This is a genomic window from Dyadobacter sp. CY326 (genome assembly GCF_021390515.1).
Taxonomy (GTDB): domain Bacteria; phylum Bacteroidota; class Bacteroidia; order Cytophagales; family Spirosomataceae; genus Dyadobacter.
Genome location: NZ_JAJUXI010000013.1, coordinates 11733 through 33939, shown reverse-complemented (window position 1 = coordinate 33939; position 22207 = coordinate 11733). Strand labels below are relative to the sequence as shown.

General features: G+C 43.8%; 24 protein-coding genes. 13 read left to right on the top strand and 11 right to left on the bottom strand.

Features of this window, described 5'->3' with window-relative positions:
• The first annotated feature begins 134 nt into the window (after nucleotides 1-134).
• Genes LZG73_RS23225 through LZG73_RS23215 form a run of 3 tightly spaced genes read left to right on the top strand, consistent with a single transcriptional unit; the run spans nucleotide 135 to nucleotide 2589 of the window.
• Complete coding sequence (locus tag LZG73_RS23225; protein ID WP_233854970.1) at nucleotides 135-953, top strand: phytanoyl-CoA dioxygenase family protein; 819 nt, start codon at nucleotides 135-137, stop codon at nucleotides 951-953.
• Between the two features lie 2 nt (nucleotides 954-955).
• Nucleotides 956-1780: a glycosyltransferase gene (locus tag LZG73_RS23220; RefSeq protein WP_233854969.1), complete on the top strand. Its 825-nt coding sequence runs from the start codon at nucleotides 956-958 to the stop codon at nucleotides 1778-1780.
• 44 nt (nucleotides 1781-1824) lie between these two features.
• The gene (locus LZG73_RS23215; RefSeq protein WP_233854968.1) at nucleotides 1825-2589 is read left to right on the top strand and encodes a glycosyltransferase family 2 protein; all 765 of its coding nucleotides are present in this window, start codon (nucleotides 1825-1827) and stop codon (nucleotides 2587-2589) included.
• A 7-nt stretch (nucleotides 2590-2596) separates the two neighbouring features.
• Here LZG73_RS23215 and LZG73_RS23210 read toward each other — a convergent pair whose 3' ends face one another.
• Genes LZG73_RS23210 through LZG73_RS23200 form a run of 3 tightly spaced genes read right to left on the bottom strand, consistent with a single transcriptional unit; the run spans nucleotide 2597 to nucleotide 5735 of the window.
• Nucleotides 2597-3046, bottom strand: coding sequence for a hypothetical protein (locus LZG73_RS23210; RefSeq protein WP_233854967.1), 450 nt, complete (start codon nucleotides 3044-3046; stop codon nucleotides 2597-2599).
• On the bottom strand, nucleotides 3046-4206 hold the full coding sequence (locus LZG73_RS23205; protein ID WP_233854965.1) for a 1-deoxy-D-xylulose-5-phosphate reductoisomerase: 1161 nt from the start codon (nucleotides 4204-4206) through the stop codon (nucleotides 3046-3048). The genes LZG73_RS23210 and LZG73_RS23205 overlap by 1 nt, the downstream gene beginning before the upstream one ends.
• 26 nt (nucleotides 4207-4232) lie before the next feature.
• Entirely contained in the window at nucleotides 4233-5735 is a 1503-nt protein-coding gene (locus tag LZG73_RS23200; RefSeq protein WP_233854963.1) for a GH3 auxin-responsive promoter family protein, read from the bottom strand.
• 175 nt (nucleotides 5736-5910) lie between these two features.
• On the opposite strand from LZG73_RS23200, the gene LZG73_RS23195 reads away from it, so the two are divergent.
• The 7 genes from LZG73_RS23195 to nadD all read left to right on the top strand — a co-directional run bounded on the left by LZG73_RS23195 (nucleotide 5911) and on the right by nadD (nucleotide 10725).
• Entirely contained in the window at nucleotides 5911-6936 is a 1026-nt protein-coding gene (locus tag LZG73_RS23195; protein ID WP_019946014.1) for a rod shape-determining protein, read from the top strand.
• A 108-nt stretch (nucleotides 6937-7044) separates the two neighbouring features.
• The gene (gene mreC, locus LZG73_RS23190; RefSeq protein ID WP_233854961.1) at nucleotides 7045-7884 is read left to right on the top strand and encodes a rod shape-determining protein MreC; all 840 of its coding nucleotides are present in this window, start codon (nucleotides 7045-7047) and stop codon (nucleotides 7882-7884) included.
• A complete protein-coding gene (locus LZG73_RS23185; protein ID WP_233854960.1) occupies nucleotides 7881-8384 on the top strand; it encodes a hypothetical protein in 504 nt (167 codons plus the stop codon). The genes mreC and LZG73_RS23185 overlap by 4 nt, the downstream gene beginning before the upstream one ends.
• Nucleotides 8385-8604: 220 nt before the next feature.
• Complete coding sequence (locus tag LZG73_RS23180; RefSeq protein ID WP_233854959.1) at nucleotides 8605-9204, top strand: sigma-70 family RNA polymerase sigma factor; 600 nt, start codon at nucleotides 8605-8607, stop codon at nucleotides 9202-9204.
• An 84-nt stretch (nucleotides 9205-9288) separates the two neighbouring features.
• Entirely contained in the window at nucleotides 9289-9579 is a 291-nt protein-coding gene (locus tag LZG73_RS23175) for a phosphohydrolase (RefSeq protein ID WP_233854958.1), read from the top strand.
• A gap of 10 nt (nucleotides 9580-9589) precedes the next feature.
• Nucleotides 9590-10156, top strand: a complete 567-nt coding sequence (gmk, locus tag LZG73_RS23170) for a guanylate kinase (RefSeq protein WP_233854957.1) — start codon at nucleotides 9590-9592, stop codon at nucleotides 10154-10156.
• Nucleotides 10153-10725: a nicotinate (nicotinamide) nucleotide adenylyltransferase gene (gene nadD, locus LZG73_RS23165; protein WP_233854956.1), complete on the top strand. Its 573-nt coding sequence runs from the start codon at nucleotides 10153-10155 to the stop codon at nucleotides 10723-10725. Before gmk ends, nadD begins: the two co-directional genes overlap by 4 nt.
• On the opposite strand, the gene LZG73_RS23160 is transcribed toward nadD, so the two are convergent.
• Nucleotides 10726-11118: a hypothetical protein gene (locus LZG73_RS23160; RefSeq protein ID WP_233854955.1), complete on the bottom strand. Its 393-nt coding sequence runs from the start codon at nucleotides 11116-11118 to the stop codon at nucleotides 10726-10728.
• 104 nt (nucleotides 11119-11222) lie between these two features.
• On the opposite strand from LZG73_RS23160, the gene LZG73_RS23155 reads away from it, so the two are divergent.
• On the top strand, nucleotides 11223-11654 hold the full coding sequence (locus LZG73_RS23155) for a nuclear transport factor 2 family protein (protein WP_233854954.1): 432 nt from the start codon (nucleotides 11223-11225) through the stop codon (nucleotides 11652-11654).
• Between the two features lie 75 nt (nucleotides 11655-11729).
• On the opposite strand, the gene LZG73_RS23150 is transcribed toward LZG73_RS23155, so the two are convergent.
• Nucleotides 11730-12659, bottom strand: a complete 930-nt coding sequence (locus LZG73_RS23150) for an AraC family transcriptional regulator (RefSeq protein WP_233854952.1) — start codon at nucleotides 12657-12659, stop codon at nucleotides 11730-11732.
• A 172-nt stretch (nucleotides 12660-12831) separates the two neighbouring features.
• Nucleotides 12832-13971 (bottom strand): acyl-CoA dehydrogenase, encoded by a 1140-nt coding sequence (locus LZG73_RS23145; RefSeq protein ID WP_233855270.1) that lies wholly within the window; start codon nucleotides 13969-13971, stop codon nucleotides 12832-12834.
• 81 nt (nucleotides 13972-14052) lie between these two features.
• Between LZG73_RS23145 and LZG73_RS23140 the strand changes: the two genes are divergently transcribed.
• Together LZG73_RS23140 and LZG73_RS23135 are read left to right on the top strand one after the other, a co-directional pair.
• Nucleotides 14053-15321, top strand: coding sequence for a hypothetical protein (locus tag LZG73_RS23140; RefSeq protein ID WP_233854950.1), 1269 nt, complete (start codon nucleotides 14053-14055; stop codon nucleotides 15319-15321).
• Nucleotides 15318-16577: a hypothetical protein gene (locus tag LZG73_RS23135; RefSeq protein ID WP_233854948.1), complete on the top strand. Its 1260-nt coding sequence runs from the start codon at nucleotides 15318-15320 to the stop codon at nucleotides 16575-16577. The genes LZG73_RS23140 and LZG73_RS23135 overlap by 4 nt, the downstream gene beginning before the upstream one ends.
• 73 nt (nucleotides 16578-16650) lie before the next feature.
• Here LZG73_RS23135 and serS read toward each other — a convergent pair whose 3' ends face one another.
• The 5 genes from serS to glyA form a co-directional block, all read right to left on the bottom strand.
• Nucleotides 16651-17943 (bottom strand): serine--tRNA ligase, encoded by a 1293-nt coding sequence (gene serS / locus LZG73_RS23130; protein WP_233854946.1) that lies wholly within the window; start codon nucleotides 17941-17943, stop codon nucleotides 16651-16653.
• Between the two features lies 1 nt (nucleotide 17944).
• On the bottom strand, nucleotides 17945-19303 hold the full coding sequence (locus LZG73_RS23125; protein ID WP_233854944.1) for an aspartate kinase: 1359 nt from the start codon (nucleotides 19301-19303) through the stop codon (nucleotides 17945-17947).
• A 98-nt stretch (nucleotides 19304-19401) separates the two neighbouring features.
• The gene (gene ribH / locus LZG73_RS23120; RefSeq protein ID WP_233854942.1) at nucleotides 19402-19908 is read right to left on the bottom strand and encodes a 6,7-dimethyl-8-ribityllumazine synthase; all 507 of its coding nucleotides are present in this window, start codon (nucleotides 19906-19908) and stop codon (nucleotides 19402-19404) included.
• Between the two features lie 104 nt (nucleotides 19909-20012).
• Entirely contained in the window at nucleotides 20013-20714 is a 702-nt protein-coding gene (locus tag LZG73_RS23115; RefSeq protein ID WP_233854940.1) for a tetratricopeptide repeat protein, read from the bottom strand.
• Nucleotides 20715-20853: 139 nt separating this feature from the next.
• A complete protein-coding gene (glyA, locus tag LZG73_RS23110) occupies nucleotides 20854-22158 on the bottom strand; it encodes a serine hydroxymethyltransferase (RefSeq protein WP_233854938.1) in 1305 nt (434 codons plus the stop codon).
• Nucleotides 22159-22207 lie beyond the last annotated feature (49 nt).

Here is a 22207-nt window from a genome sequence, read left to right as displayed (position 1 = left end):
TGCTTAAAAGGCAACAAAAGTCATTTATTTGATTTCAATAGAAACATAAATTTGAGAACTTATTCAGAGCCGGTTACATTATCTGACTGATTAGGTTCTCAATTTTTTTAAAAACCACATAAAGTGTCATACAAATGAGCACTCTGCAGGAACAATTCAACAATGACGGCTATGTCCTTTTAAGAGATTTTTTGGACAAAGACGTTATCAATAACATTTACACGGACGCAAGAAAAATATTTGCAACACAAATCAAGCACGTCACTGGCAAAACGCCGGATATCGACAACCGCGATGAGTTTGAGAATGCAATGTTTGAGTTTTTCGAAAAAGACTTTAATGCGTTTGTGAATACAGGCAAAACGGTTCAGCATACATTTTCTTTGCACAAACTGGGCCTTGATCCAAAAATCGAAGACATTCTAAAACAAGTTGGTCTTTCCAGCCCGATCATTGGCGCACGTGCTGCGATGCAATTTAACAGCCGCTTCTTATCAAAAGACGGCAGCAAACACTGGAAACTGGACGCACACCAGGACTGGCGCACAGGTCAAGGCTCGCTGGATAGCACCGTAATCTGGTTCCCAATGGTTGACGCCGGCGCGGATATCGGCGCTTTGCAGGTTATTCCAGGTAGTCATAAAATTGGTTTGCAGGAATCGACCACATCAGGTTACCAAGGCGGAATCACGTCATCATTAAAAGAAGAAGATTTCGTCCAAACCGAATTCAAAGTCGGCGACATTCTCGTCTTCTCCGCATTCCTGATCCACCAATCCGGCAATAACATTACCAACAACATTCGCTGGTCGGTGCAGCTGCGTTACAACAACCTCGACGAGCCAACATTCATAGAAAGGGGTTATCCAATGGCATACATTTACAAGCCGGAAACTGAATTAGTAACACCGAACTTTCCTAGCGTGGAGCAATTGAAAGAGGTTTTTAGCTGATAATGAAACTTTCCGTTTGCGTTCCTACATACAATCATGAAAACTACATTAAGCAGATGCTTGATGGGGCTTTGATGCAGGTTACGGATTTTGAGTTTGAGATTGTGATTGGGGATGATGCTTCTACGGATGCTACGCCTGCGATCATTCGTGAATATCAGAAGAAGAACCCGGGACGGATTCGGGCATTTTTGCATTCGGAGAATCAGGGGCCTAAGGAACCGCGAGAGTTTGCGGGGCGGAACAATGTGCTGCAACTGTTGAAGGCTTGCAAAGGCGAATATGTGGCGATGTGCGAGGGTGATGACTATTGGACTGATCCGTTGAAATTGCAGAAGCAAGTCGATTTTCTGGACGCAAATCCTGATTTTGCCATATCCCACCATAATGTTCTGGTGACCTACGAAGACGGGTCGCCAGAACATTTTTTTAATGCGCCTGACCAGAAATTAGTCTCGACTATTGAAGATATTTTGGAAGACAAATGGTTTATGGCAACCGCAAGCTGGGTCTACAGAAATCATTTTCTTAATAATGACTTCGCAGATTGGCATGCAAAAGCCGCTGCGGGCGACTGGGCGGTGATTATTCAGCTGGCTGCGCAGGGCAAAATTGGATATTTCCCTGAGCCTATGGGCGTATATCGCAAGCATAGTGCAGGATTGAGCAATGTTCATTCGAATACCAATCTGAAATTTTTGAAAAACAGGCGCGAAATGTTTGTAAATGTCGGCAAGTGGCTGAACAACAAGCATGATCCGATCATCGCGAAGACACTGGCACGTTACGACGAGCAACTGTCGACAATGGAAAAAATTGGCAGTTAAAATTAATAATCTTTAATTTGTACTGTTTTCAACAACTGCAATCCATGAAGCTAAGCGTCGTAATACCAGCATATAATGAGGAGGAGTCCATTACACACACTCTTACATCGCTGCACCAAACATTAAATAAATACAATATTCCTCACGAAATATGCGTCACAAACGATAATTCCAAAGACGGAACACTTCGTGTGCTGGACGAGCTTTCGCTGCAAATCCCAACATTGGTCTACTACACAAATCCGGGTCCAAATGGCTTTGGCTATGCGGTAAGATACGGCTTAGAGCGTTTTAAAGGAGATTGTGTAGCCGTTTTCATGGCCGACATGTCTGATGATCCCGAAGATCTTGTAAAATATTATTACAAAATGCTGGACGGTGACTATGATTGCGTTTTTGGTTCTAGATGGGAAAAAGGTGGAAAAGTGATTGATTATCCTGCTTTGAAAAAAGTCATCAACCGGGTTGCCAATTTTATTGTGAAGATGGTGATGGGCATTAAGTACAACGACACGACCAACGCTTTTAAACTCTATAAAAGAGAAACCATTGAAGGCATTAAGCCATTTTTGGCGCCTCACTTCAATTTGACCATTGAACTTCCCTTAAAAGCAATGGTGCGCGGCTACAACTATGCCGTTGTCCCGAATAGCTGGACAAACCGGAAATACGGCGAATCGAAGCTGAAAATTAAGGAAATGGGAAGTCGCTATTTCTTCATTTTAATGTATTGCCTCATCGAAAAATACTTCTCGCAAGGCGATTTTATGAAAAAAACAACTGCGCCTAAGAAAGAAGTCAGCCGCTAAGCTGTCGTCATCTAATCCATTCCTGGATGAACGTCATTTTGTGGGCAATGTAAGAAATCGCAAGCCCCCAGAGGATTGCGCTGGTGGACATCCACAGGAAAATAGCAGGACGCGGCACTTTAAAAGCAACCGCTAAAATTGGTCCGAAAAGAGGCGTAAACAATGGCGGCGTGAGAAATGCAATGCCAATGATGCCAAACCGCTTCCATACGTTAACCGCCATGCGATTGGTTCTGCTAAACTTTTTAGGCGGCGTTTTCCGGCGTTTTTTGATGAAATTCTGAATTGCTCCGCCCACATATGTCAGCACTAACACGCTGAACATCATGCCAATAGCCGAACATATCGCAGTTTCGATCCAGGTTAATTTCAAGACAACGCCGGCTATGGGGCCGCCAAAAAATTTAAGCGTGCTGGCAAGCGCTACGGACAGATATTTTAGAAGGGTGGTTTTCATTAAACTTTTACCTGTATCAATTCGGAAGCAAAACGCCTCGTTGCTTCATTTGTTTGAACATAATCGGAATAGCTTGGGCTGGAAATGAATGTCATTTTGGCAAGACTTTCAACGATCACGTCTGAAATGTCAAGAAATCCGATCTTGTCATGTAGAAACGCTTCCACCGCAATTTCGTTAGCTGCGTTGACAATGCAAGCTGCATTGCCCCCTTTTTCCAAAACTTCGTAGGCAATAGCCAGGTTCCTGAATGTTTCCAGATCGGGTTTTTCAAATGTAAGCGACGGATAATCCAGGAAATTAAACCGTGGGAAAGAGGATTTTAATCTGGCCGGATAATGCAATGCGTATTGAATGGGCAATTTCATATCAGGCAATCCCATTTGCGCTTTCATGCTCCCGTCTTCGAATTGCACGAGTGAGTGGATAATGCTTTGCGGGTGAACGATCACGTCTATTTGCGCGGTGCTGAGGTCGAATAACCACTTGGCTTCAATCACTTCGAGCCCTTTGTTCATCAATGTCGCAGAGTCGATCGTGATTTTTGCGCCCATGGTCCAGTTGGGATGTTTCAAAGCCTGCGCTCTGGTGACATTTGCCAAATAAGCACGATCCTTTCCGCGGAATGGACCGCCGGAAGCTGTCAATATGATCTTTTCAACCGGGTTATTCTCCTCTCCCACAAGGCATTGAAAAATTGCCGAATGTTCAGAATCAACCGGATAAATGCTGACTTTATGTTCTTTGGCAAGTGCGGTGATCATCTCACCTGCTACAACAAGCGTTTCCTTATTGGCCAATGCAATGTCTTTTCCTGCCTTAATTGCATGAATTGTGGGCAAAAGGCCGGCGTAACCCACCATTGCAGTTAGCACTGTATCCACAAAGTCGGATTCCACTACAGAAACCAATGCAGAAATTCCACTGTAAACCTTGATATCGTAAATTGAAAGGGCTGACTGGACCTTTTCGAAAAGCTTTTCATTGCCGATAACCACTTCTTTTGGACGAAACTTTGCTGCCTGCTCAATCAACAGATCCGCATTATCCTGCGCGGTCAGGACCGTTACGGAGAAAACCTCAGGATTCGCCTCCATCACTTCCAACGCCTGCGTTCCGATAGAACCCGTTGATCCCAGAATCGCGATATTTTTTTTCATCCTCATACGCACATGAATTGTCCGGCTTATGACCGGTTTATTTTAATCAGCTCGTCCGCTATTTTGCGGTCGTTTGACAATCTTGGCACTTTATTCTGTCCGCCCAATTTTCCATTGGCGCGCATGTAATCTATAAATGTGTTTTTGCGTAAAGGCACCAGCTCCAATGTTCGCAAGATATTTCCCTTGATTAAATCCAGATAATAGATATTGAGCTCGGTAAGCCTTCTGTCAATGTCTGCGACGAATTGTTCAAAATTGTTGGGCTGCACGGCAAATTCAACCAGCCATTCATGATAAGGAAGTCCGCCACTTTCAGAATTTACCATTGGCGCCACCGTAAATTCAATCACTTCAACCTCTGGATGGCGTTCCATGGCATAACGAAGCGCATTTTCAATTTCTTCTCCAATCACGTGCTCGCCAAATGCTGATATGAAATGCTTAATGCGACCCGTAACCAGAATTTTGTATGGTTTTATAGAAACAAAACGAATTGTATCACCGAGTGAGTAACCCCATAGTCCTGCATTGTTATTAACGATCACCGCATAATTTTTCCCAATCTCCACCTCGCCAATAGACAGTCTGACAGGTTTTTCGTCAAAGAAATTTTCGACAGGAATAAACTCATAGAAAATGCCTGTGTTGAGCAGCAGCAGCAAACCTTCGTCATGCTGAGAATCCTGATAAGCAAAAAATCCTTCAGACGCCGGATACAATTCAATGGAGTCAATGCGCTTACCAATAGACTCGTATAGCTTAGCCCGGTAAGGCTCAAAATTAACTCCGCCATAAATGAACAGAGAAAATTCCGGGAAGACGTCTTTGATCTTTTTGCCAGTCCGTTCAATGATCTTGTCAAAATACATTTGCACCCAAGGCGGAATCCCGGATATCAGCGACATGGGCTGATCTAGGGTTTCATCAATGATTTTATCAAGTTTTGTTTCCCAATCCTCTATACAATTAGTTGCATAGCTCGGCATTTGGTTTGACCGCAAATATCCCGGGACATGGTGATTGGAAATGCCTGACAAACGCCCTGTCAGCACGCCGCCAGTTTCTGTCAGCTCAGGACTTCCGGAGAGGAAAATGAGCTTATTGTCCAGGAATTGCGCTTTTCCAGTTTCTGCTATATACGTCAAAATGGCATTACGGGCCGAGTTAATGTGATTTGAAATCGAATCTTTTGAGATTGGAATGTATTTCGTTCCGGACGTTGTGCCTGAGGTTTTGGCAAAATATAATGGCTTTCCCGGCCATAGGACATCTTTTTCGCCATTTTTAACCCGTCCAATATAGTTGCCGAGGTCTTCGTAGTCGTGGACTGGAACCGCCTCTTTGAAGTCGGAGTAAGATTGAATGTCCTTAAAGAAGTGGTCTTTCCCGAAGCTTGTTTCGGAGGATTTTTTGACCAAATCTTTCCTCCATTTTTCCTGCACTTCAATGCTTTTGGAAATCCATTCCTTTTGCTGTTGTACAATGTATCGAGCCAGCGGCTCACTCAATAGTGCTTTGATTCCCATAGTGAAAACAAAGGTAAGCAGGTTTTGTAAATTCTATTCTACAAGGGCGTCCCAGAGGCATTTTATGGCCTAAAATGGGCGTATGCTGAAATTTTTTAAATGCCTTTGTTTGTGGTTAATAATCTGTAATTTTGCCAACCTGAAATCAAAGTGAGCGAAAATTTTAATAAAATATATGGGATTGTTTGATTTTTTGACTAGCGATATAGCGATCGATTTGGGGACTGCGAATACCCTGATCATCCACAAAGATACAGTAGTTGTTGATGAGCCTTCGATCATTGCCATGGATAAAACCACAGGCAAAGTTTTAGCAATCGGACACACAGCTATGCAGATGCATGAGAAGACCAATGAGAATATCAAGACGATCCGCCCACTTAAAGATGGTGTAATTGCTGACTTTACGGCTGCTGAAATGATGATCCGCGGCATGATCAAAATGATCGACACGGGCAGCCGATTTTTCACTCCCTCTCACCGCATGGTGGTTTGCATTCCTTCCGGAATTACAGAAGTTGAAAAACGCGCCGTTAAGGATTCATGCGAGCACGCCGGCGCAAAGGAAGTTTACATGGTTCACGAGCCTATCGCTGCTGCTATTGGAATTGGAATCGACATTACACAGCCTAACGGTGTGATGATCGTTGACATTGGCGGTGGAACAACGGAAATTGCTGTCATTGCATTGTCCGGGATTGTTTGCGAGCAGTCTGTCCGCATTGCAGGCGATGTTTTTACAAGAGACATTGTTGATTATATGCGCCGTGAGCACAATCTGTTGATCGGTGAGCGTTCTGCCGAATTGATCAAAATGGCCATTGGCTCTGCGTCTCCTGAACTGGAAATTCCATTGGACGATTACCAAATTCGTGGCCGCGACTTGATGACCGGGATTCCAAAAGAAATACGCGTTACTTACAGCGAAATCGCTTATTCTCTCGACAAATCCATTTCAAAAATTGAAGAGGGCGTTATGAAAGCCCTTGAAATTTCTCCTCCTGAGCTTTCAGCAGATATTTTCAAAAACGGAATTTATCTTACTGGCGGTGGGGCCCTTATTCACGGCCTCGACCGACGCATTGCTCAAAAAACAAAGCTTCCCGTTCACATTGCAGACGATCCGTTAAAAGCGGTTGTAAAAGGAACAGGCGAGGTCCTGAAAAATCTTGAATTATATAAGCCGGTCCTGATTTCGTAGTATTGGATCGTTCACAGTTCATCAATTAGCGTGGCTCGCGGCATCTGAAAAATTTATATTTTACGCATTGTGCGCCGATTGATGAACTGCGTGTGAACAATTTAGCCCATGCTCCAACTCGTTGATTTCGTTGTCCGGAATCGTTTCTTTTTGGTTTTTGTCTTGCTGGAAGTTCTCAGTATTTGGCTGGTTGTGCGCAGCAACACTTATTGGGGCGCAACTTATTTCAACACATCCAATCATTACGTTGCCAAAACATTGGCATTTTCCAACTCTGCAAGGGAATACACAAAACTGGACGAAGTCAATTCTGCATTGGCTAACGAAAATGCGAAGTTGCGTGCAACTGTGACGGCATTGACACAGAAAAAACCTGGTGATGCGCCGGCTGGCTATGTTCCAGATTCCACGTTTGCATCTCGCTTTACATTTACCGTCGCGAAGGTTGTCGATAACGAGACAAACAAGTCAAACAATGTTCTGACTATCGATAAGGGCCTGAGTGACGGCATTAAGCCTGGGATGGGCGTTATTTCGGCCACGGGCGTTGTTGGAAAGGTCAGATTTTGCTCGGAAAATTACGCTGTGGTGACGTCCATTCTGCACTCGCAGTTTATGGTTTCGTCCAAGCTTCTGCGCAGTAATGAAATCGGTTATGCCAAATGGGCGGGAAAAGATCCCAACCTGATTGATATGATCGACGTTTCAAAATACACGAAGATCTTCAAAGGAGACTCGGCCGTCACTTCCGATCAAAATTCTGTTTTTCCTCCTGGCATTATGGTCGGCAAAGTTGAAACAGTTGCGGTTCATCCTAATCAAACGTTTTACAACATTACGCTAAGGCTTTCTACCGATTTCCGAAACCTTTCCTACGTTTATGTGGTGCAAAATCAACAACTTGGGGAGCAGGATAGTCTTAAAATACGTACGATAGACACCAAATGAGTTTACGAGAGGCCATACAATATTCCCTGATGATCCTGCTGTATCTGCTTCTGCAGATCTTCTTTATGCGGAATGTCGTATTGTTCAACTATGCTTTCTGCTTTATCTACATTGCCGGCGTGCTGCTTTTGCCCGCTGACGTGGACAGAATGTATCTTTTACTCATTGCATTCGGCATTGGCTTCACGGTTGACGTATTTTCCAATACGTATGGGATGCACGCTGCAGCCACTGTTTTGATCGCTTACCTCCGACCGTATCTCATACTTTATCAAATGAAATCGCGCGGAGCCGAGAGGGCCGAGGTCGGGATTCGGGCGCAGGGGCTTGGCGCTTTCCTGGGTTACATTTTTCCGCTTATCCTGGTTCATCATTCGATTTTGTTCTTAATAGAGATCAATCATTTTGGAATGATCCTTTATACGCTCATCCGCATTGGCGCCAGTGCGTTGTTCACTACATTATTAATTATCCTTTTGGAACTTTTTTCCAAACGTTAATCTGCCATTTTGACACGAAAGCCTGCAGGCTCGAAAATTGATGTATATACATTAAATACGGCAGGAGGCAATTCAATTGGAATGTTTCAGGAAGCGATTCCCGGTTGACTTAATTTTTATCGTGAATTAATGGCTATTAAGTAGCTTCAATAAGCCATTCATCAAATTTTAATTTGTACGATTTGGAGCTGTTGTTAATCTTTGTAAATTCAGCATTCCTATGTTAGTTGCCATGTCAGAAACGATCACGACTAATGAATACACGGATGACCTTCGTTATGAAGTTTTTAACCGTGAGTTCATGCCACACATTGACTCCATGTATAACTTTGCGTTTCGTCTTACCATGGACGAAGATGACGCCAACGACCTGGTTCAGGACACATACTTAAAAGCTTTCCGATTTATTTCTTCTTTTGAACAGGGCACCAATGCAAAGGCGTGGCTTTTCCGCATTCTCAAGAACAGTTTCATAAACGATTATCGTAAAAAAAGTAAAGAACCTTCCAAAGTAGATTACCAGGAGGTTGAAACGACTTATAACTCGGAAGAAGCTTCTGACACAACATATACGGTTGATCTTCGTGCTGATGCGGTTCAGGAATTAATTGGTGATGAAGTTGCGAATGCTTTGAATGCATTGCCGGTTGACTTTCGTACGGTGATCATTCTTTGCGACATTGAAGGTTTCACTTATGAAGAAATGGCGAAGATTCTCGACATTCCAATTGGCACGGTAAGGTCTAGATTACACCGTGCGCGTAACTTATTGAAAGAAAAACTTAAGAGTTACGCGAGTTCAATGGGATATGATTCATAGGTTGTGAAACTTTTTTTGTAACCTCTTCGGTTATAGTGTACAACTGTACATATATTCCATTATTCTTTATTTTTCATTTTAATAATGAATGCATCCCTTACAACGCCTTCAATCACTGAAGAAGCGCAAAAACAACCCATGAAGCAGAAATGCGAGCATCACGCTGAGTGCATGAAGGTGATTCAGGCAATCCTCGATGATGAAGCGACCGAAGCAGAGAAGGATCATTTTCGTGAAAACATGGACAAATGTTTACCTTGTATCGAGTCGTACAGACTGGAGAAATGCATCAAAGATTCCCTCAGTTTTAAGATCGAAAAGAAGCCTTGCCCTCAAAGCATTTTGACTACAATCATTTCTAAAATAAACAGTTAATGCTGTTCGTGTGAAAGGTAAGCTTATCATATTTTCGGCGCCTTCCGGCTCTGGAAAAACTACAATCGTAAGGCATCTTTTAAAAACATATCCTAACCTTCTGGCATTTTCTGTCTCTGCTTCCACCAGGGAAAAGCGTGACCATGAAGTGGACGGAAAAGATTACTATTTCTTACCCAAGCGGGAGTTTCGCGAGCGAATCGCAAATAACGAGTTTGCCGAGTGGGAAGAGGTTTACGCCGGAAATTATTACGGCACTTTCAAAACTGAAATTGAGCGCCTTTGGTCAGAAGGAAAACACGTTTTGTTTGACGTGGACGTCAAAGGCGGACTCAAACTCAAAGAAATTTATCGCGAACATGCACTTGCCGTTTTCGTGAAAGTTTCTTCCGAAGCTGAAATTATCAGGAGGCTGAGCGAGCGGGGAACGGAAACAGAACAATCGCTCGAAACACGCCTCGGCAAAGTTCGTTATGAACTTAGTTTCGAAGACAAATTTGATGTTGTCCTCGTTAATGATGATCTTGAAGAAACACTCAGAAAAGCGGAAACGCTGGTTCTGGATTTTATTCAATGAAAATAGGCCTCTTCTTCGGATCATTTAATCCAATCCACATTGGTCACCTGATCATTGCCAACACAATGGCTACATCGACAGATCTCGAGCAGGTTTGGTTTGTAGTCAGTCCTCAAAATCCATTTAAGAAAAACAGCAGCTTATTGCACGAATTTGATCGCTATGATCTTGTTCAGCGGGCAATCTCTGACAATGCTGCATTTAGGGCCTCAGATGTCGAATTTCGCATGCCTAAGCCCAGTTACACGGTCGATACGCTGGTGCGCATGCAGGAGAAGTTTCCACAGCATGAGTTCAAGCTGATTGTGGGGGAAGACAATTTGGCACAGTTTCCAAACTGGAAAAACCACGACAAAATATTAGAATACACCGGTCTCTACGTTTACCCGCGGCCGAACTCTAAGCAGCATGCATTTGCGGATCATCCGAATGTAAAGTTTGTTGCCGCGCCACTCCTGGATATTTCGGCAACCTACATTCGCTCGTGCTTGCAAAAGGGCCATTCGATTCGTTACCTGGTTCCGGAGCCGGTGGAGCAGCTTATCAAGATCAAGAAGTTTTATCTCTGATTACAACGCGCGCGATTGATACGTGATTTCGCTCAGCAGTCCCACAGCATTAAATTTAAGAATCACTTTTGGCGCCGTGGACTTTGATTGAATGTCGGTGCATTGCGAGCCTTTGGACAGGAAATAAACATAATATTTAAGATTTCTCTCACCCAATTGCTGGATGTCGGGCCGGCCGAGCAGCTCGCCAATGTCATCTGCAAATTTGCCTTTTAGTTCTCCTTCAATTTTTTTGAAATCCTTCGCAATCCCGGCTCTTACATTGTTGCATCCGCCGCGGTCGCTACGCCATTTTTTCAAATCTAGTCCGCCTAAGTTATCCGGTGCAGACGAGCATGCAGCAATCCCGAAAAGCGATAATCCAAACAGCATTCTCGCAATTAATCTATTCATTTGAGTAATCGTCGTTTGATCAAACCAAAGACGAATCTAATCATATAATTTCAGGAGGTGAATTTGTTTTGATACTTTTAGCGATATCAAAAATGCCCTAATGCATGAAGAGCTTGTTATTGATATTATTGGGATTGACATTCTGTTTGACTGCCGCGGCTCAGACGAGCAATGTGCAGCCAATTGACGGCACTGATTGCTCCAATCTCTTTTTCAAAGCACTGGCCGAGAAGGATGCCGCTGCGCTGTCCAGCTTGGTGTCCAACGATTTTACTGCAATAGGAATGCGCGGACAGCCTATTCAAAGTAATCAACTGGTCCAGGCTGTTTCACAAGGCATTATTGTCATCGATTCGGGAATGCTTTCTGCCGCACGAACGCGGACTTACGGAGATGTTGCGGTCACGACCGGGCTTTGGAATGTGAAGGCTCGCATTGAAAATGCTGGCTTCGAAGGCGAGTTGTCCTACATGTCGGTTTGCGTAAAATCCGGTGGGCGCTGGAAGATCGTCGCCGTGCAGTTTACACCCATTTAATATTTTTTAATTGGCTTTTAAATAAAAAAAGAGGACTCGCTGGTCCTCTTTTCATTTATACTAAAATCTTGAATTCTACACGTTCATCAACGACTCACGACGGCGCATTTTACCAGCTGGAATCCCGAACATCATTTTAAAACGACGGCAGAAATAAGCTGTGTCTTTATAACCCACGTCCGAACCGATTGCGCGAATACTTTTCTTCGATGTACGAAGCAGATCAACCGCTTTTTCCATGCGCTGATATTCAATGTAATCTTGCGGATTTATGCCGGTTAGCATTTTAAAATATTGCCCTACATAATCCTCAGAAACATTGGCAACATTAGCCAAAACCTTGTTAGAAAGATCTCCGCCCAGGTTGTCTTTGATGTACGCGAAAATATCGATCAAACGAGGATCTTTGAAATACGTGCTGTTTGTTACCAATTGCTCTACAAACAACTTGTTTTTCAAGATGTAACGAATGATCTCGATAACAACCTCTTCTGTCTTGATCTTGATGATACGACCTTTTCCAGGTGTATCGAGCATATCTTCCGTCAGGATCTGATTGATTGTGATCGCAATCTGATCATCTCTTTTGATCAGGAACGGCGGAACGTCCAGTGAAGTGAAAAAGTTAACTGTATCAAAAACCTTGGCTTCAAAAGATATTAATCCAAACGAATTAGGCAATTTTCCGATCAATGCCGGATCGTGGCCTGCTTCAATATAATTATCCCGGTTGGTCATGAACTCCTCATTCGAAACGGTCTTGGCAGTCTGCGTGTTACCATACGTAACCGTAGCATGCTTGCCTCCGGGAATAAACAACATATCACCTTCCTCAACCTTCTGCGATTCCTCAGAGCCAAAAGAAACTTCACCGTCGTATAAAATTGTCAACGAATTCTGAACGTCGTAAAAGTTTTTGATGGTTATCGGTTGCAAAATTCTGATGTGACGCGCTTTCACAAACTTTACCCCCAGCGACTCAATAATCTTATTATAGTCTTCCATACTTGATATATTTAAGGGCCCTTCTGACCTATGTTTCAAATTTTGTACAAATCTAATAAATTGTACAAAACTAATACAAGTATATATTGACAAAAAACTGAAAAAAAGTCATATTTCTGTATCATTTTAATCCAACATTTAGATTAAAACGAGCGGGATAGCAATTTTCAAGTTATTTCAAGAGCTCGCGGGCAATTATAAGTTTTTGGATTTCAGAGGTACCCTCGTAAATCTGCGTGATTTTCGCATCGCGCATCAGGCGTTCCACATGATATTCTTTTGTGTAACCATAGCCTCCGTGAATCTGGACGGCCTCTGTCGTCACCCACATTGCCGTTTCGGAGGCAAAGAGCTTCGCCATTGCGGATGCCTGAATGTAGTCCTTACCCTCGTCTTTCAACCGTGCTGCCTTGTAGACCAGCAGCCTTGACGCCTCCACTTTTGTGGCCATTTCGGACAGCTTAAACTGGATGGCCTGATGTTCACTGATGGGCTTGCCAAATGTCTTCCGCTCTTTTGAATATTTCAGAGATAATTCGAGTGCTCCCGACGCGATCCCAAGTGCCTGGGCGGCAATGCCAATCCGTCCTCCATTAAGCGTGCTCATGGCAAATTTGAAGCCAAAACCATTCTCTCCTATCCTGTTTTCCTTGGGCACTTTCACATCTGTAAACATCAATGTATGTGTGTCAGAAGCCCTTATGCCCATTTTATTTTCCTTTTTACCAACTACAAAACCTTCGAATCCTTTTTCAACAATAAACACATTGATGCCCTTATGCTTCAATTCCGGGCTGGTTTGCGCAATAACCAGACAAATCCCGGCCGTGTCGCCGCTTGTAATCCAGTTTTTTGTTCCGTTTAATAAATAATAATCTCCCTGATCAATTGCGGTGGTTTGCTGTGAAGTGGCATCCGAGCCAGCCTCGGGTTCAGAAAGGCAGAATGCGCCGATTGTTTGCCCGGAAGCAAGCTTTGTAAGATATTTTTCTTTTTGTTCGGGTGTGCCAAATCTTTCGAGCCCCCAGCACACTAGCGAATTGTTTACCGACATGATCACACCAGCCGATGCATCCACTTTGCAAATTTCCTCCATAGCGATCACATAGGACAGCGTGTCCATGCCTCCGCCGCCGTATTCGGGAGAAACCATCATGCCCATAAATCCTAGCTCGCCCATTTCCCGCAACAGATCTTTGTCAAACTTTTGCGCTTCATCCCGTTCCAGGACGCCGGGGAATAAGCGCATTTGTGCAAAGTCACGGGCTGCTTCGCGGACACTTTGATGCTCTTCGCTAAGATTGAAATCCATTCCAATTATTTCTCCCAGATATGGCATGATATGATTGTTTAAAAACTTGTCTTAGTTTTGCGCTCAAATTTTGCTTCAAAAATGCCCGTTCTCACTGTATTTTATATAAAGCTCATCATCAATCTGCTGCTGACGATTGGCATCATCTGGACGATCAGCAAGTCAAGCCTCTTCGCCAAATGGCAGAGGGAAAATGAGAAGCTTATTTTAGCGCTTGCTTTCATTTCGCTCAGGCTGATCCCCTGGATAGGCATTTTTCTGGTGATCAATGAAGATCCAAGAGGCGATATCCCTTTCTTCTTTTATAAAGCCGAAGCCGCAAAGCGGGGTGGATTTGTTTACCGGGATTTTTGGTCTTACCACGCGCCGCTTTATGCTTACATCATCAGTTTACCCGTCTGGATCTGGCATAACTCGCGCGCCATTGTGTTGTTCATGGTCCTCATGGAAACCTTCATCTTATGGCTTACTTACAGCACCTATAAAACCAGGATTTCGAATGCTTTGCAGCTCGCAGTAATCTATTATATGCTGCCTGCGGGCTTTATGTACATCCTGGTCGATGGCCAGGAAGAAGTCTGGTTCTGGGGCGCTGCTTTGATCATTTGGCGGTTTACCATTAAGAAACCCGTAAACTATGAAGTCGGCATTGGACTGCTTTATGCATTGGCTCTTTTGACTATTAAGGTAACTTTTATTTTCTTATTGCCTGCGCTTTTATTGGTTGTTAAAAAACCCGTAAAGATGCTTTTGGTGATGGCTGCGGTTGGTTTGCCAGCTATTGGGTTTTTGTATTGGCAAATCGGCGATTTGTTTTTAATGCCCATTCGGCACACCGAACAATTAATGACGCCAAATCTTTTCTCGATCAGCAGGCCATTTGTTGAGCTGATTTTTACGGTCAATGAAAAGAAATCAACATTAATAAACTGGATTGGGCTGTTGTTTACTGTTTTTGTTCCTGCATTCATGGCGTACAAAGCGCGTCACAGACATATTAACGAAGTGCTTCCCGGAATTTTTATTGCCTGCTTTGTTTGCATGATGATTTTCCAGGCGAGCGCAATGGGTGCTTATCTGATCGCATATCTGATGGCTGTCCTTTTTGAGATCATCGACGTGCGCAAAACGATACATGTTGTCGTTCTTTTGGCTGTAAACTGGCTTACTGTGGTGCAGCCGTTTGTTTGGGTTTATATCAAACAGCCTGCTTACACTTCATTCGGGATGTTCGGAAATCCTGCTTATTTGTTTGAATATGGCCTGCAAATATTGAATGTGCTGTGCTTCTTATGGATCTTACGTGAAACTTACCGTAAGGTGGTTTTTGGAAAACTGATCGCTGCATGAGCATAGTCCTTGCAAAACTGGCCATCAGCCTGGTTTCGATATTGCTTGCCGCGATTGTTATTTTCAAAAGGCAAGCGCTTACTACATGGTTCGAAACCAAATCGGCTGGCTCTACATTAGCCATAGGCTGGGTTCTATTTCGTCTTGCTCCTTTTGTTCTCATTTACCTGGTTGCAGGCATGGAGCCAACTTCTGACGTGCTTGGATTTTGGGATGAGGGAAGCAAAGCGTCATTAGGCCAAGTTGTTTACCGCGATTTCTGGTCACCCTATTCTCCTTTGTATGCTTATTTTCTGGGGCTTTTCCTGAAATTCTGGTTCAGCCCTAAAATGATTGTTTTGGTGATGGCCCTGATGGATGGTGTTGCGCTTTGGGCATCTTACCATTTCTTCCGCCCTTTCCAGTCACGCGGCACATTCCTCTTCAAGTCGCTTGTGTATCTTTTGCTTCCAGGCGCATTAGTGCTTTGCATTGTCGGCGCGCAAGAAGATGTATGGATGTGGCTATTTGTGATCCTGGCTTATCTGGCTCGCGAGAGAACATTGCGCGTCGAATGGTATGCATTGATCCTCGCTTTTGGGTTGCTCATGACAAAAGCCATTTTTGTTTTGATCCTGGTGCCATTATTTCTTCTTGAAAAACATAAGGTAAGATTTCTTATTCCAATGGTCATAGTTGGCGTAATATCGCTGGCGATCTTGTATCCGTTAGTTGGTTTGGAATTTATGCAGCCATTGGATGAGGCCAAAACTTTGCGCGCGCCCAACATTCCAGCAATCCTTAATCCCTTGTTCTTTAACCAGATCGGTGTGGGTGAAAAGTTTTGGAACTGGATTGGACTTGTTATTTCCGTCGGACTTGCATGTTTGACAGCATTAAGGCTCAAAAATGCCGATTTCAGGATTATGGTCTCGCGCGTCTGGATTGTGCTGTACGCAACCATGATGATCGTTCAGCAAAGCGCTTACAGCAATTATATTTTCCTGTTTCTCCTCCCGCTTGTTTTTTATGTAATTGATTGGAAAAACAAAGTCCAGGTAACATTGCTGCTCATTTTCAATGTGCTTTGCGTAGTTCACCCGTCCTATTGGTGGCGACTGGGCATGCCGTGTTACATGACGCCTTCCGATCCATTTGCCTCTTCCGAGCTCTTAATCGATTATATTATGCAGGTCAGCATTGTTCTGCTCACGGGTTATTTCGTTTGGTTGGCTTTCCCTAAAAAGGTCATTTCCATTTCAGGATCAAAATCTTAATTTCTCCAACTGCTTTAAACAAAAAAATGCCTTCACGAAAACGTAAAGGCATTTTTATAATAAAACCATTTCTTTATTCTATTGTATCAAAACCGCAATATGGCACCAAAGCCGCTGGGATTTTAACTGTTCCATCCGCCTGTTGGTTATTTTCAAGCAATGCGGCCACGATGCGCGGCAATGCAAGTGCAGAGCCATTCAATGTATGAAGCAATTGCGTTTTCTTATCAGCCGTTTTGTATCGTAATTTTAATCTGTTTGCCTGATAAGTTTCAAAATTGGAAACAGAACTACATTCAAGCCAACGCTCCTGCCCGGCAGACCAAACTTCGAAATCATAAGTCAGGGCCGATGTGAAACCCATATCGCCTCCGCAAAGCCGCAAAATGCGATAAGGCAATTCAAGCTTTGTCAATAAACCTTTGACATGCTCAACCATCTCATCCAAAGCTTTGTAAGAATCCTCAGCCCTATTGATCTGAACGATCTCCACTTTATCAAATTGGTGCAAACGATTCAATCCGCGCACGTGAGCGCCCCAGCTTCCGGCCTCGCGACGAAAGCACGGCGTATAAGCGACATTTTTAACAGGCAATTCGCTTTCCGCAACAATCACATCGCGATATAAATTGGTAACCGGAACTTCGGCCGTGGGAATCAAATAAAGATCGTCGGCCGCATCATGATACATTTGGCCCTCTTTATCAGGCAATTGACCGGTTGCAAAGCCAGAGTCCGCATTTACCACAATCGGCGGCTGCACTTCGGTATAACCTGCTTTTCCAGCCTCATCCAGAAAGAATGCGATCATTGCGCGTTGAAGCCGCGCTGCTTTTCCTTTATAAACGGGAAATCCGGCTCCGGAGATTTTATTTCCGAGCTCAAAATCAATGATCGGCGCCAGGTTTTTGCCAAGCTTTTTGATCAATTCCCAATGCGGCAATGCACCCTGTGGCAAAACCGGCTTTTCACCCGCTTCAAGCACATTGACATTATCCTCGGCTGTCCGACCTTCCGGAACGCTTTCATGAGGCAAATTCGGAAGCTTCACGAGCTCTTGAAGCAACCTCGCTTCAATCTCCCTATGCGACTCATCGAGCGCTTTTGAATGTTCTTTTAAAGTCGCCGTTTCTGCTTTGGCAGCATTGGCTTCGTCCATTAAGCCGGATTTCATTAACCCGCCAATTTCCTTTGCTTTCGCATTGGATTTGGCCAGGGTTTCATCCAGTTCCTGCTGTAATTCCCTGCGCTTTTTGTCCAGCTCAATGATCTGGTCAACAACTTCTGCCGCATCCTTAAAATGCTTCTTAGTCAATCCGGCGATAGTAAGTTCTCTGTTTTCGCGGATAAAATTCGTTTGTAACATATTATGGTGCTGTAAAAATGTCCTTCATTGCATCTTCGTAATAAAACAGGCGCTCATTCAGCACATTCAAAGCCTCCGCCTTGTATTTGGAGTGAATCAGCAGCGATAAGTTGTGTTCCGAAGCACCATACGAAATCATTCGTATAGGAATGTTTTTCATTGCGTCAAGCACTTTCAATGCAATTCCTTCCTTATCTGCGCTGAAATTTCCTACTATACAAATGATGTTCTGATCTCTATCATGCTCCTCTAAATCAGCAAATTCACGAAGCTCCGCACTGATCTTGTCGAGGTGTTCTGAATTATCAATCGTCACCGACACAGACACCTCAGAAGTGGTGATCATATCAACCGGTGTTTTGTATTTTTCGAAAATTTCAAACACCCTACGAAGGAAGCCGTAGGCATTCAGCATACGGGTCGAGTGAATGTAAATCGCTGTAATGTTGTCTTTCGCAGCAATCGCTTTAATGTCACGATCAGAAGTTTGATTTGCAATCAATGTTCCGGGCGCTTCCGGCTGCATTGTATTTTTCAGCCGAACGGGAACGCCGCGAAGCTTTGCAGGCGTAATGGTGCTCGGGTGCAAAATTTTCGCTCCAAAATATGCCAATTCTGCTGCCTCTTCAAATGTCAGCTCGCGAATCGGGAATGTTCTTTTGACAATGCGCGGATCATTGTTATGCATTCCGTCAATGTCCGTCCATATCTGGATTTCGTCTGCGCGGATTGCACCGCCAATAAGCGACGCAGTGTAATCTGATCCGCCTCTCTTCAAATTATCCACCTCTTCACGCGGATTTCGGCATATAAATCCTTGCGTAATGATCGTTTGCTTTTCTGTATATTGGTTTAAAATTGTAACCAATTTTTCCTCGATCGTTGCCAGTTCCGGCTCGCCATCCGCGTCAATGCGCATGAAATCCAATGCTGGCAACAATACAGAATTCTCGCCTTTTTCGGCAAGATAAGCCTGAAACATTTTCGTGCTTAGAATTTCACCCTCAGCAACAAGCTCTTTCTCTTGTTTGATTGTAAAAGGCTTAATGCCGATCAACGACTTGATAAACCCGAATTCCGTTTCCACAATTTTAGTGCCTTCTGCCAACCCCGACTCAGTTGCATACAATTCCTTTATGAAAAGCATGTAATGTGTTTTCAGCTCCTCTGTCAAAGCATTCGCTTTGGCATCGTCATATGCCTTTGCTGCTTCCCCTATCGCGATAAGCGCATTGGTGGAGCCAGATAATGCGGATAAAACAACGATTTTGCGATTTCTATCGCCATTAAGGAGTTCGCGGATTGAATGCATGCGTTCGGGTTTTCCTACCGAAGTGCCGCCAAATTTCCAGACTTGCATGGGTTAATTTTGAATGATTGAATGAATGAATGAATGACCGGGCCGCCGGTGCGGTGAATGTGCTTCGGCAGAGCGACTTATGACTTGCCTGTCAATGCTTACCTGGATTGAGCTAAGGCGATTTGATGATAGAGGCCTAGCATTTTTATGGCGGTCATGGCGGCTTCGTCGCCTTTGTTTCCATGAATGCCTCCTGCGCGGTCCAACGCCTGTTCCATTGTGTTCGGCGTTAGGACTCCAAAAATGACCGGCTTGCCTGTTTTCAAACTTACATTGGTAATGCCTTGTGCCACAGCGTGATTGATGTAATCATTGTGCTTGGTTTCACCCTGGATTACAACGCCTAATGCGATCACCGCATCAACGTCCCGACGGTCAGCGAACCATTGCGCGCCTAATGTTAATTCGAAGCTTCCGGGAACATTGCCTCTTTCGATATTCTCGGGAGAGGAGCCGTATTGGATCAATGTTTGATAAGCTCCTTCAAAAAGTCTCTCTGTGACTTCACTGTTCCATTCTGCAACCAGGATCGCGAATTTTTTTGAACTGATATCCGGCAAACCGTCGGTGTTGAATACGCTTAAATTCTTATCGGCACTTGACATAATTTAATCAGAGGATTAGTGAATGAAATGATGATTGAGCAAATAAAAAAAAGGATAAAACCTTTGTCGGCTTTATCCTTTTCAGAAACAGTAATGGTTAACCATTATTTGCCGACCTGTCCCTCTAAAACACCCATGTATTTCTTCGCGTTAACCACTTCCGAGGAAAGAGGAAACTCGTCGATTACACGTTTATATGTGGACACGGCGTCAGCAGGTTGGTTTGCCTTTTCCTGTGCAATTGCTAATTTCATCAGATAGACTGGCGTGAAATATTCATTTTTCTCGTAATCCGCAGCCTTTTTATAATGTGAGATCGCCTCAGCAGGTTGATTTTTTTCCAAATATGCGTCACCAATCAAAGATTGCGCACGTGCATGCAACAAAAGATCTGATGAGCTGAAAGATTGCAGATGGCTAATTGCATCGTCATACTTTCCTTGTTTTAGAAGCGCAACCCCTGCGTAAAAATTGGCAAGATTGCTTGCGTCAGTTCCCTTATAAGAGTCGGCAATTGAAAGAAGTCCTTCATTTCCGCCGCTTCCGTTCAATGCTTTTTGTAAAGAATCGGCTTCAAAATCGTAAACGACACTTGCAAGCGCATCTTGAGCCGTTCCTTCCTGTCCGTCAATGTAAAAGCGATATCCGGCGAAAGCAGCAATAGCCAATACAATTGCTCCTGCCACGCCTAAAACTATCTTGCGATTCTTTATAAAAAAAACCTCTGCTTTATTGATTTGGCCAGCGAGTGCTTCCGGAGTTTCAATAATTTCGAGACCGGACTCGTCCGTGGTTTTCTTGCTCATATCAATTAATTCGATTTTGGAGTGCAAAGTTATGAAAACTTTGGTAAGTCAAAACAAGTTGGTCTACAATTCTTTGTGGCCACAAAAAAAGCAGCGCACCAGTTAATAAGTGCGCTGCTCAATTTTAAATCTTGTATGATTAGATATATAACGGATATTGTTTCATCCAATTGTTGATCTCACCTTTAATAGAAGCGATTTTCGCATCCTGATCGTGGTTAATTAAAACACTGTCAATCAGATCCACAATGCGCTCCATATCCGACTCCACCATTCCGCGTGTTGTAACTGCAGCAGTTCCAACGCGAATCCCGGAAGTGATCATCGGTGATTTGTCGTCGAAAGGAACCATGTTCTTGTTAATAGTTATATCTGCCTTAATCAAGGTGTTTTCTGCCAGTTTTCCAGTCAAGCCTGAATCCTGACCATTTCTTGTGCGCAAGTCGATCAACATCAAATGATTATCTGTTCCACCAGAAATGATGCGATATCCTTTGTCGACAAATGCTTTGGCCATTGCCTGCGCATTCTTTTTCACTTGGACAGCATAATTGTAATAACCTTCACTCAATGCTTCTCCAAATGCGATTGCTTTTGCAGCAATGATGTGTTCCAATGGTCCGCCTTGTGTTCCCGGGAAAACGCCGGAATCTAAAAGGGAAGACATGGTGCGCAACTGGCCTTTTGGTGTTTTGATGCCGAACGGATTTTCAAAATCATTGCGCATCATAATCACACCGCCACGAGGCCCGCGAAGTGTTTTATGTGTTGTTGTTGTTACAATATGACAATGATCAAATGGATCATTCAAAAGTCCTTTGGCAATCAAACCGGCTGGATGCGCGATATCGGCCATTAATAATGCACCAACCTGATCGGCAATCGAACGCAGACGCTCGTAATCCCAGTCGCGGCTGTAAGCAGAAGCTCCGCAGATCAACAATTTCGGGCGCTCTTTCAAAGCAGTTTCCTCCACTTTGTCCCAATTGATTAATCCCGTTTCTGCATCAACTCCGTAAAATATAGGCTGAAAATATTTTCCTGAAATGTTAACCGGCGAACCGTGTGTCAAGTGACCGCCATGCGCCAGGTTGAAACCCATAATTTTATCTCCCGGGTTCAGGCAAGCAAGAAATACGGCTGTATTTGCTTGCGCACCGGAATGCGGCTGCACATTCGCCCATGTGGCTCCAAAAAGCTCTTTAAGGCGATCGATCGCGATTTGCTCAATCTCATCTACAACTTCACATCCGCCATAATAACGCTTGCCTGGCAATCCTTCGGCATATTTGTTTGTCAACACACTCCCCGCAGCTTCCATAACCTGTCTGGACGTAAAGTTTTCAGACGCGATCAATTCAATGCCGGATTCCTGACGGTATTTCTCTCTATTTATAAGATCAAAAATGGTGGTGTCACGTTCAACGCTTGTGAGTGTAGACATGGGTTGTATTGGGAAAATGGTGTGATGTTTTTGTAGATTCGGGTACAAA

Bases quoted from the DNA above. Each gene is read 5' to 3' on its own strand.
- LZG73_RS23175 (WP_233854958.1), top strand. From the start codon at position 9,289: ATGAATGCATCCCTTACAACGCCTTCAATCACTGAAGAAGCGCAAAAA.
- LZG73_RS23140 (WP_233854950.1), top strand. From the start codon at position 14,053: ATGCCCGTTCTCACTGTATTTTATATAAAGCTCATCATCAATCTGCTG.
- serS (WP_233854946.1), bottom strand. From the start codon at position 17,943: ATGTTACAAACGAATTTTATCCGCGAAAACAGAGAACTTACTATCGCC.
- LZG73_RS23185 (WP_233854960.1), top strand. From the start codon at position 7,881: ATGAGTTTACGAGAGGCCATACAATATTCCCTGATGATCCTGCTGTAT.
- LZG73_RS23215 (WP_233854968.1), top strand. From the start codon at position 1,825: ATGAAGCTAAGCGTCGTAATACCAGCATATAATGAGGAGGAGTCCATT.
- ribH (WP_233854942.1), bottom strand. From the start codon at position 19,908: ATGTCAAGTGCCGATAAGAATTTAAGCGTATTCAACACCGACGGTTTG.
- LZG73_RS23210 (WP_233854967.1), bottom strand. From the start codon at position 3,046: ATGAAAACCACCCTTCTAAAATATCTGTCCGTAGCGCTTGCCAGCACG.
- LZG73_RS23205 (WP_233854965.1), bottom strand. From the start codon at position 4,206: ATGAAAAAAAATATCGCGATTCTGGGATCAACGGGTTCTATCGGAACG.
- glyA (WP_233854938.1), bottom strand. From the start codon at position 22,158: ATGTCTACACTCACAAGCGTTGAACGTGACACCACCATTTTTGATCTT.
- LZG73_RS23155 (WP_233854954.1), top strand. From the start codon at position 11,223: ATGAAGAGCTTGTTATTGATATTATTGGGATTGACATTCTGTTTGACT.
- LZG73_RS23125 (WP_233854944.1), bottom strand. From the start codon at position 19,303: ATGCAAGTCTGGAAATTTGGCGGCACTTCGGTAGGAAAACCCGAACGC.
- LZG73_RS23220 (WP_233854969.1), top strand. From the start codon at position 956: ATGAAACTTTCCGTTTGCGTTCCTACATACAATCATGAAAACTACATT.
- mreC (WP_233854961.1), top strand. From the start codon at position 7,045: ATGCTCCAACTCGTTGATTTCGTTGTCCGGAATCGTTTCTTTTTGGTT.
- LZG73_RS23225 (WP_233854970.1), top strand. From the start codon at position 135: ATGAGCACTCTGCAGGAACAATTCAACAATGACGGCTATGTCCTTTTA.
- LZG73_RS23145 (WP_233855270.1), bottom strand. From the start codon at position 13,971: ATGGATTTCAATCTTAGCGAAGAGCATCAAAGTGTCCGCGAAGCAGCC.
- LZG73_RS23180 (WP_233854959.1), top strand. From the start codon at position 8,605: ATGTTAGTTGCCATGTCAGAAACGATCACGACTAATGAATACACGGAT.
- nadD (WP_233854956.1), top strand. From the start codon at position 10,153: ATGAAAATAGGCCTCTTCTTCGGATCATTTAATCCAATCCACATTGGT.
- LZG73_RS23160 (WP_233854955.1), bottom strand. From the start codon at position 11,118: ATGAATAGATTAATTGCGAGAATGCTGTTTGGATTATCGCTTTTCGGG.
- LZG73_RS23150 (WP_233854952.1), bottom strand. From the start codon at position 12,659: ATGGAAGACTATAATAAGATTATTGAGTCGCTGGGGGTAAAGTTTGTG.
- LZG73_RS23135 (WP_233854948.1), top strand. From the start codon at position 15,318: ATGAGCATAGTCCTTGCAAAACTGGCCATCAGCCTGGTTTCGATATTG.
- LZG73_RS23115 (WP_233854940.1), bottom strand. From the start codon at position 20,714: ATGAGCAAGAAAACCACGGACGAGTCCGGTCTCGAAATTATTGAAACT.
- LZG73_RS23200 (WP_233854963.1), bottom strand. From the start codon at position 5,735: ATGGGAATCAAAGCACTATTGAGTGAGCCGCTGGCTCGATACATTGTA.
- LZG73_RS23195 (WP_019946014.1), top strand. From the start codon at position 5,911: ATGGGATTGTTTGATTTTTTGACTAGCGATATAGCGATCGATTTGGGG.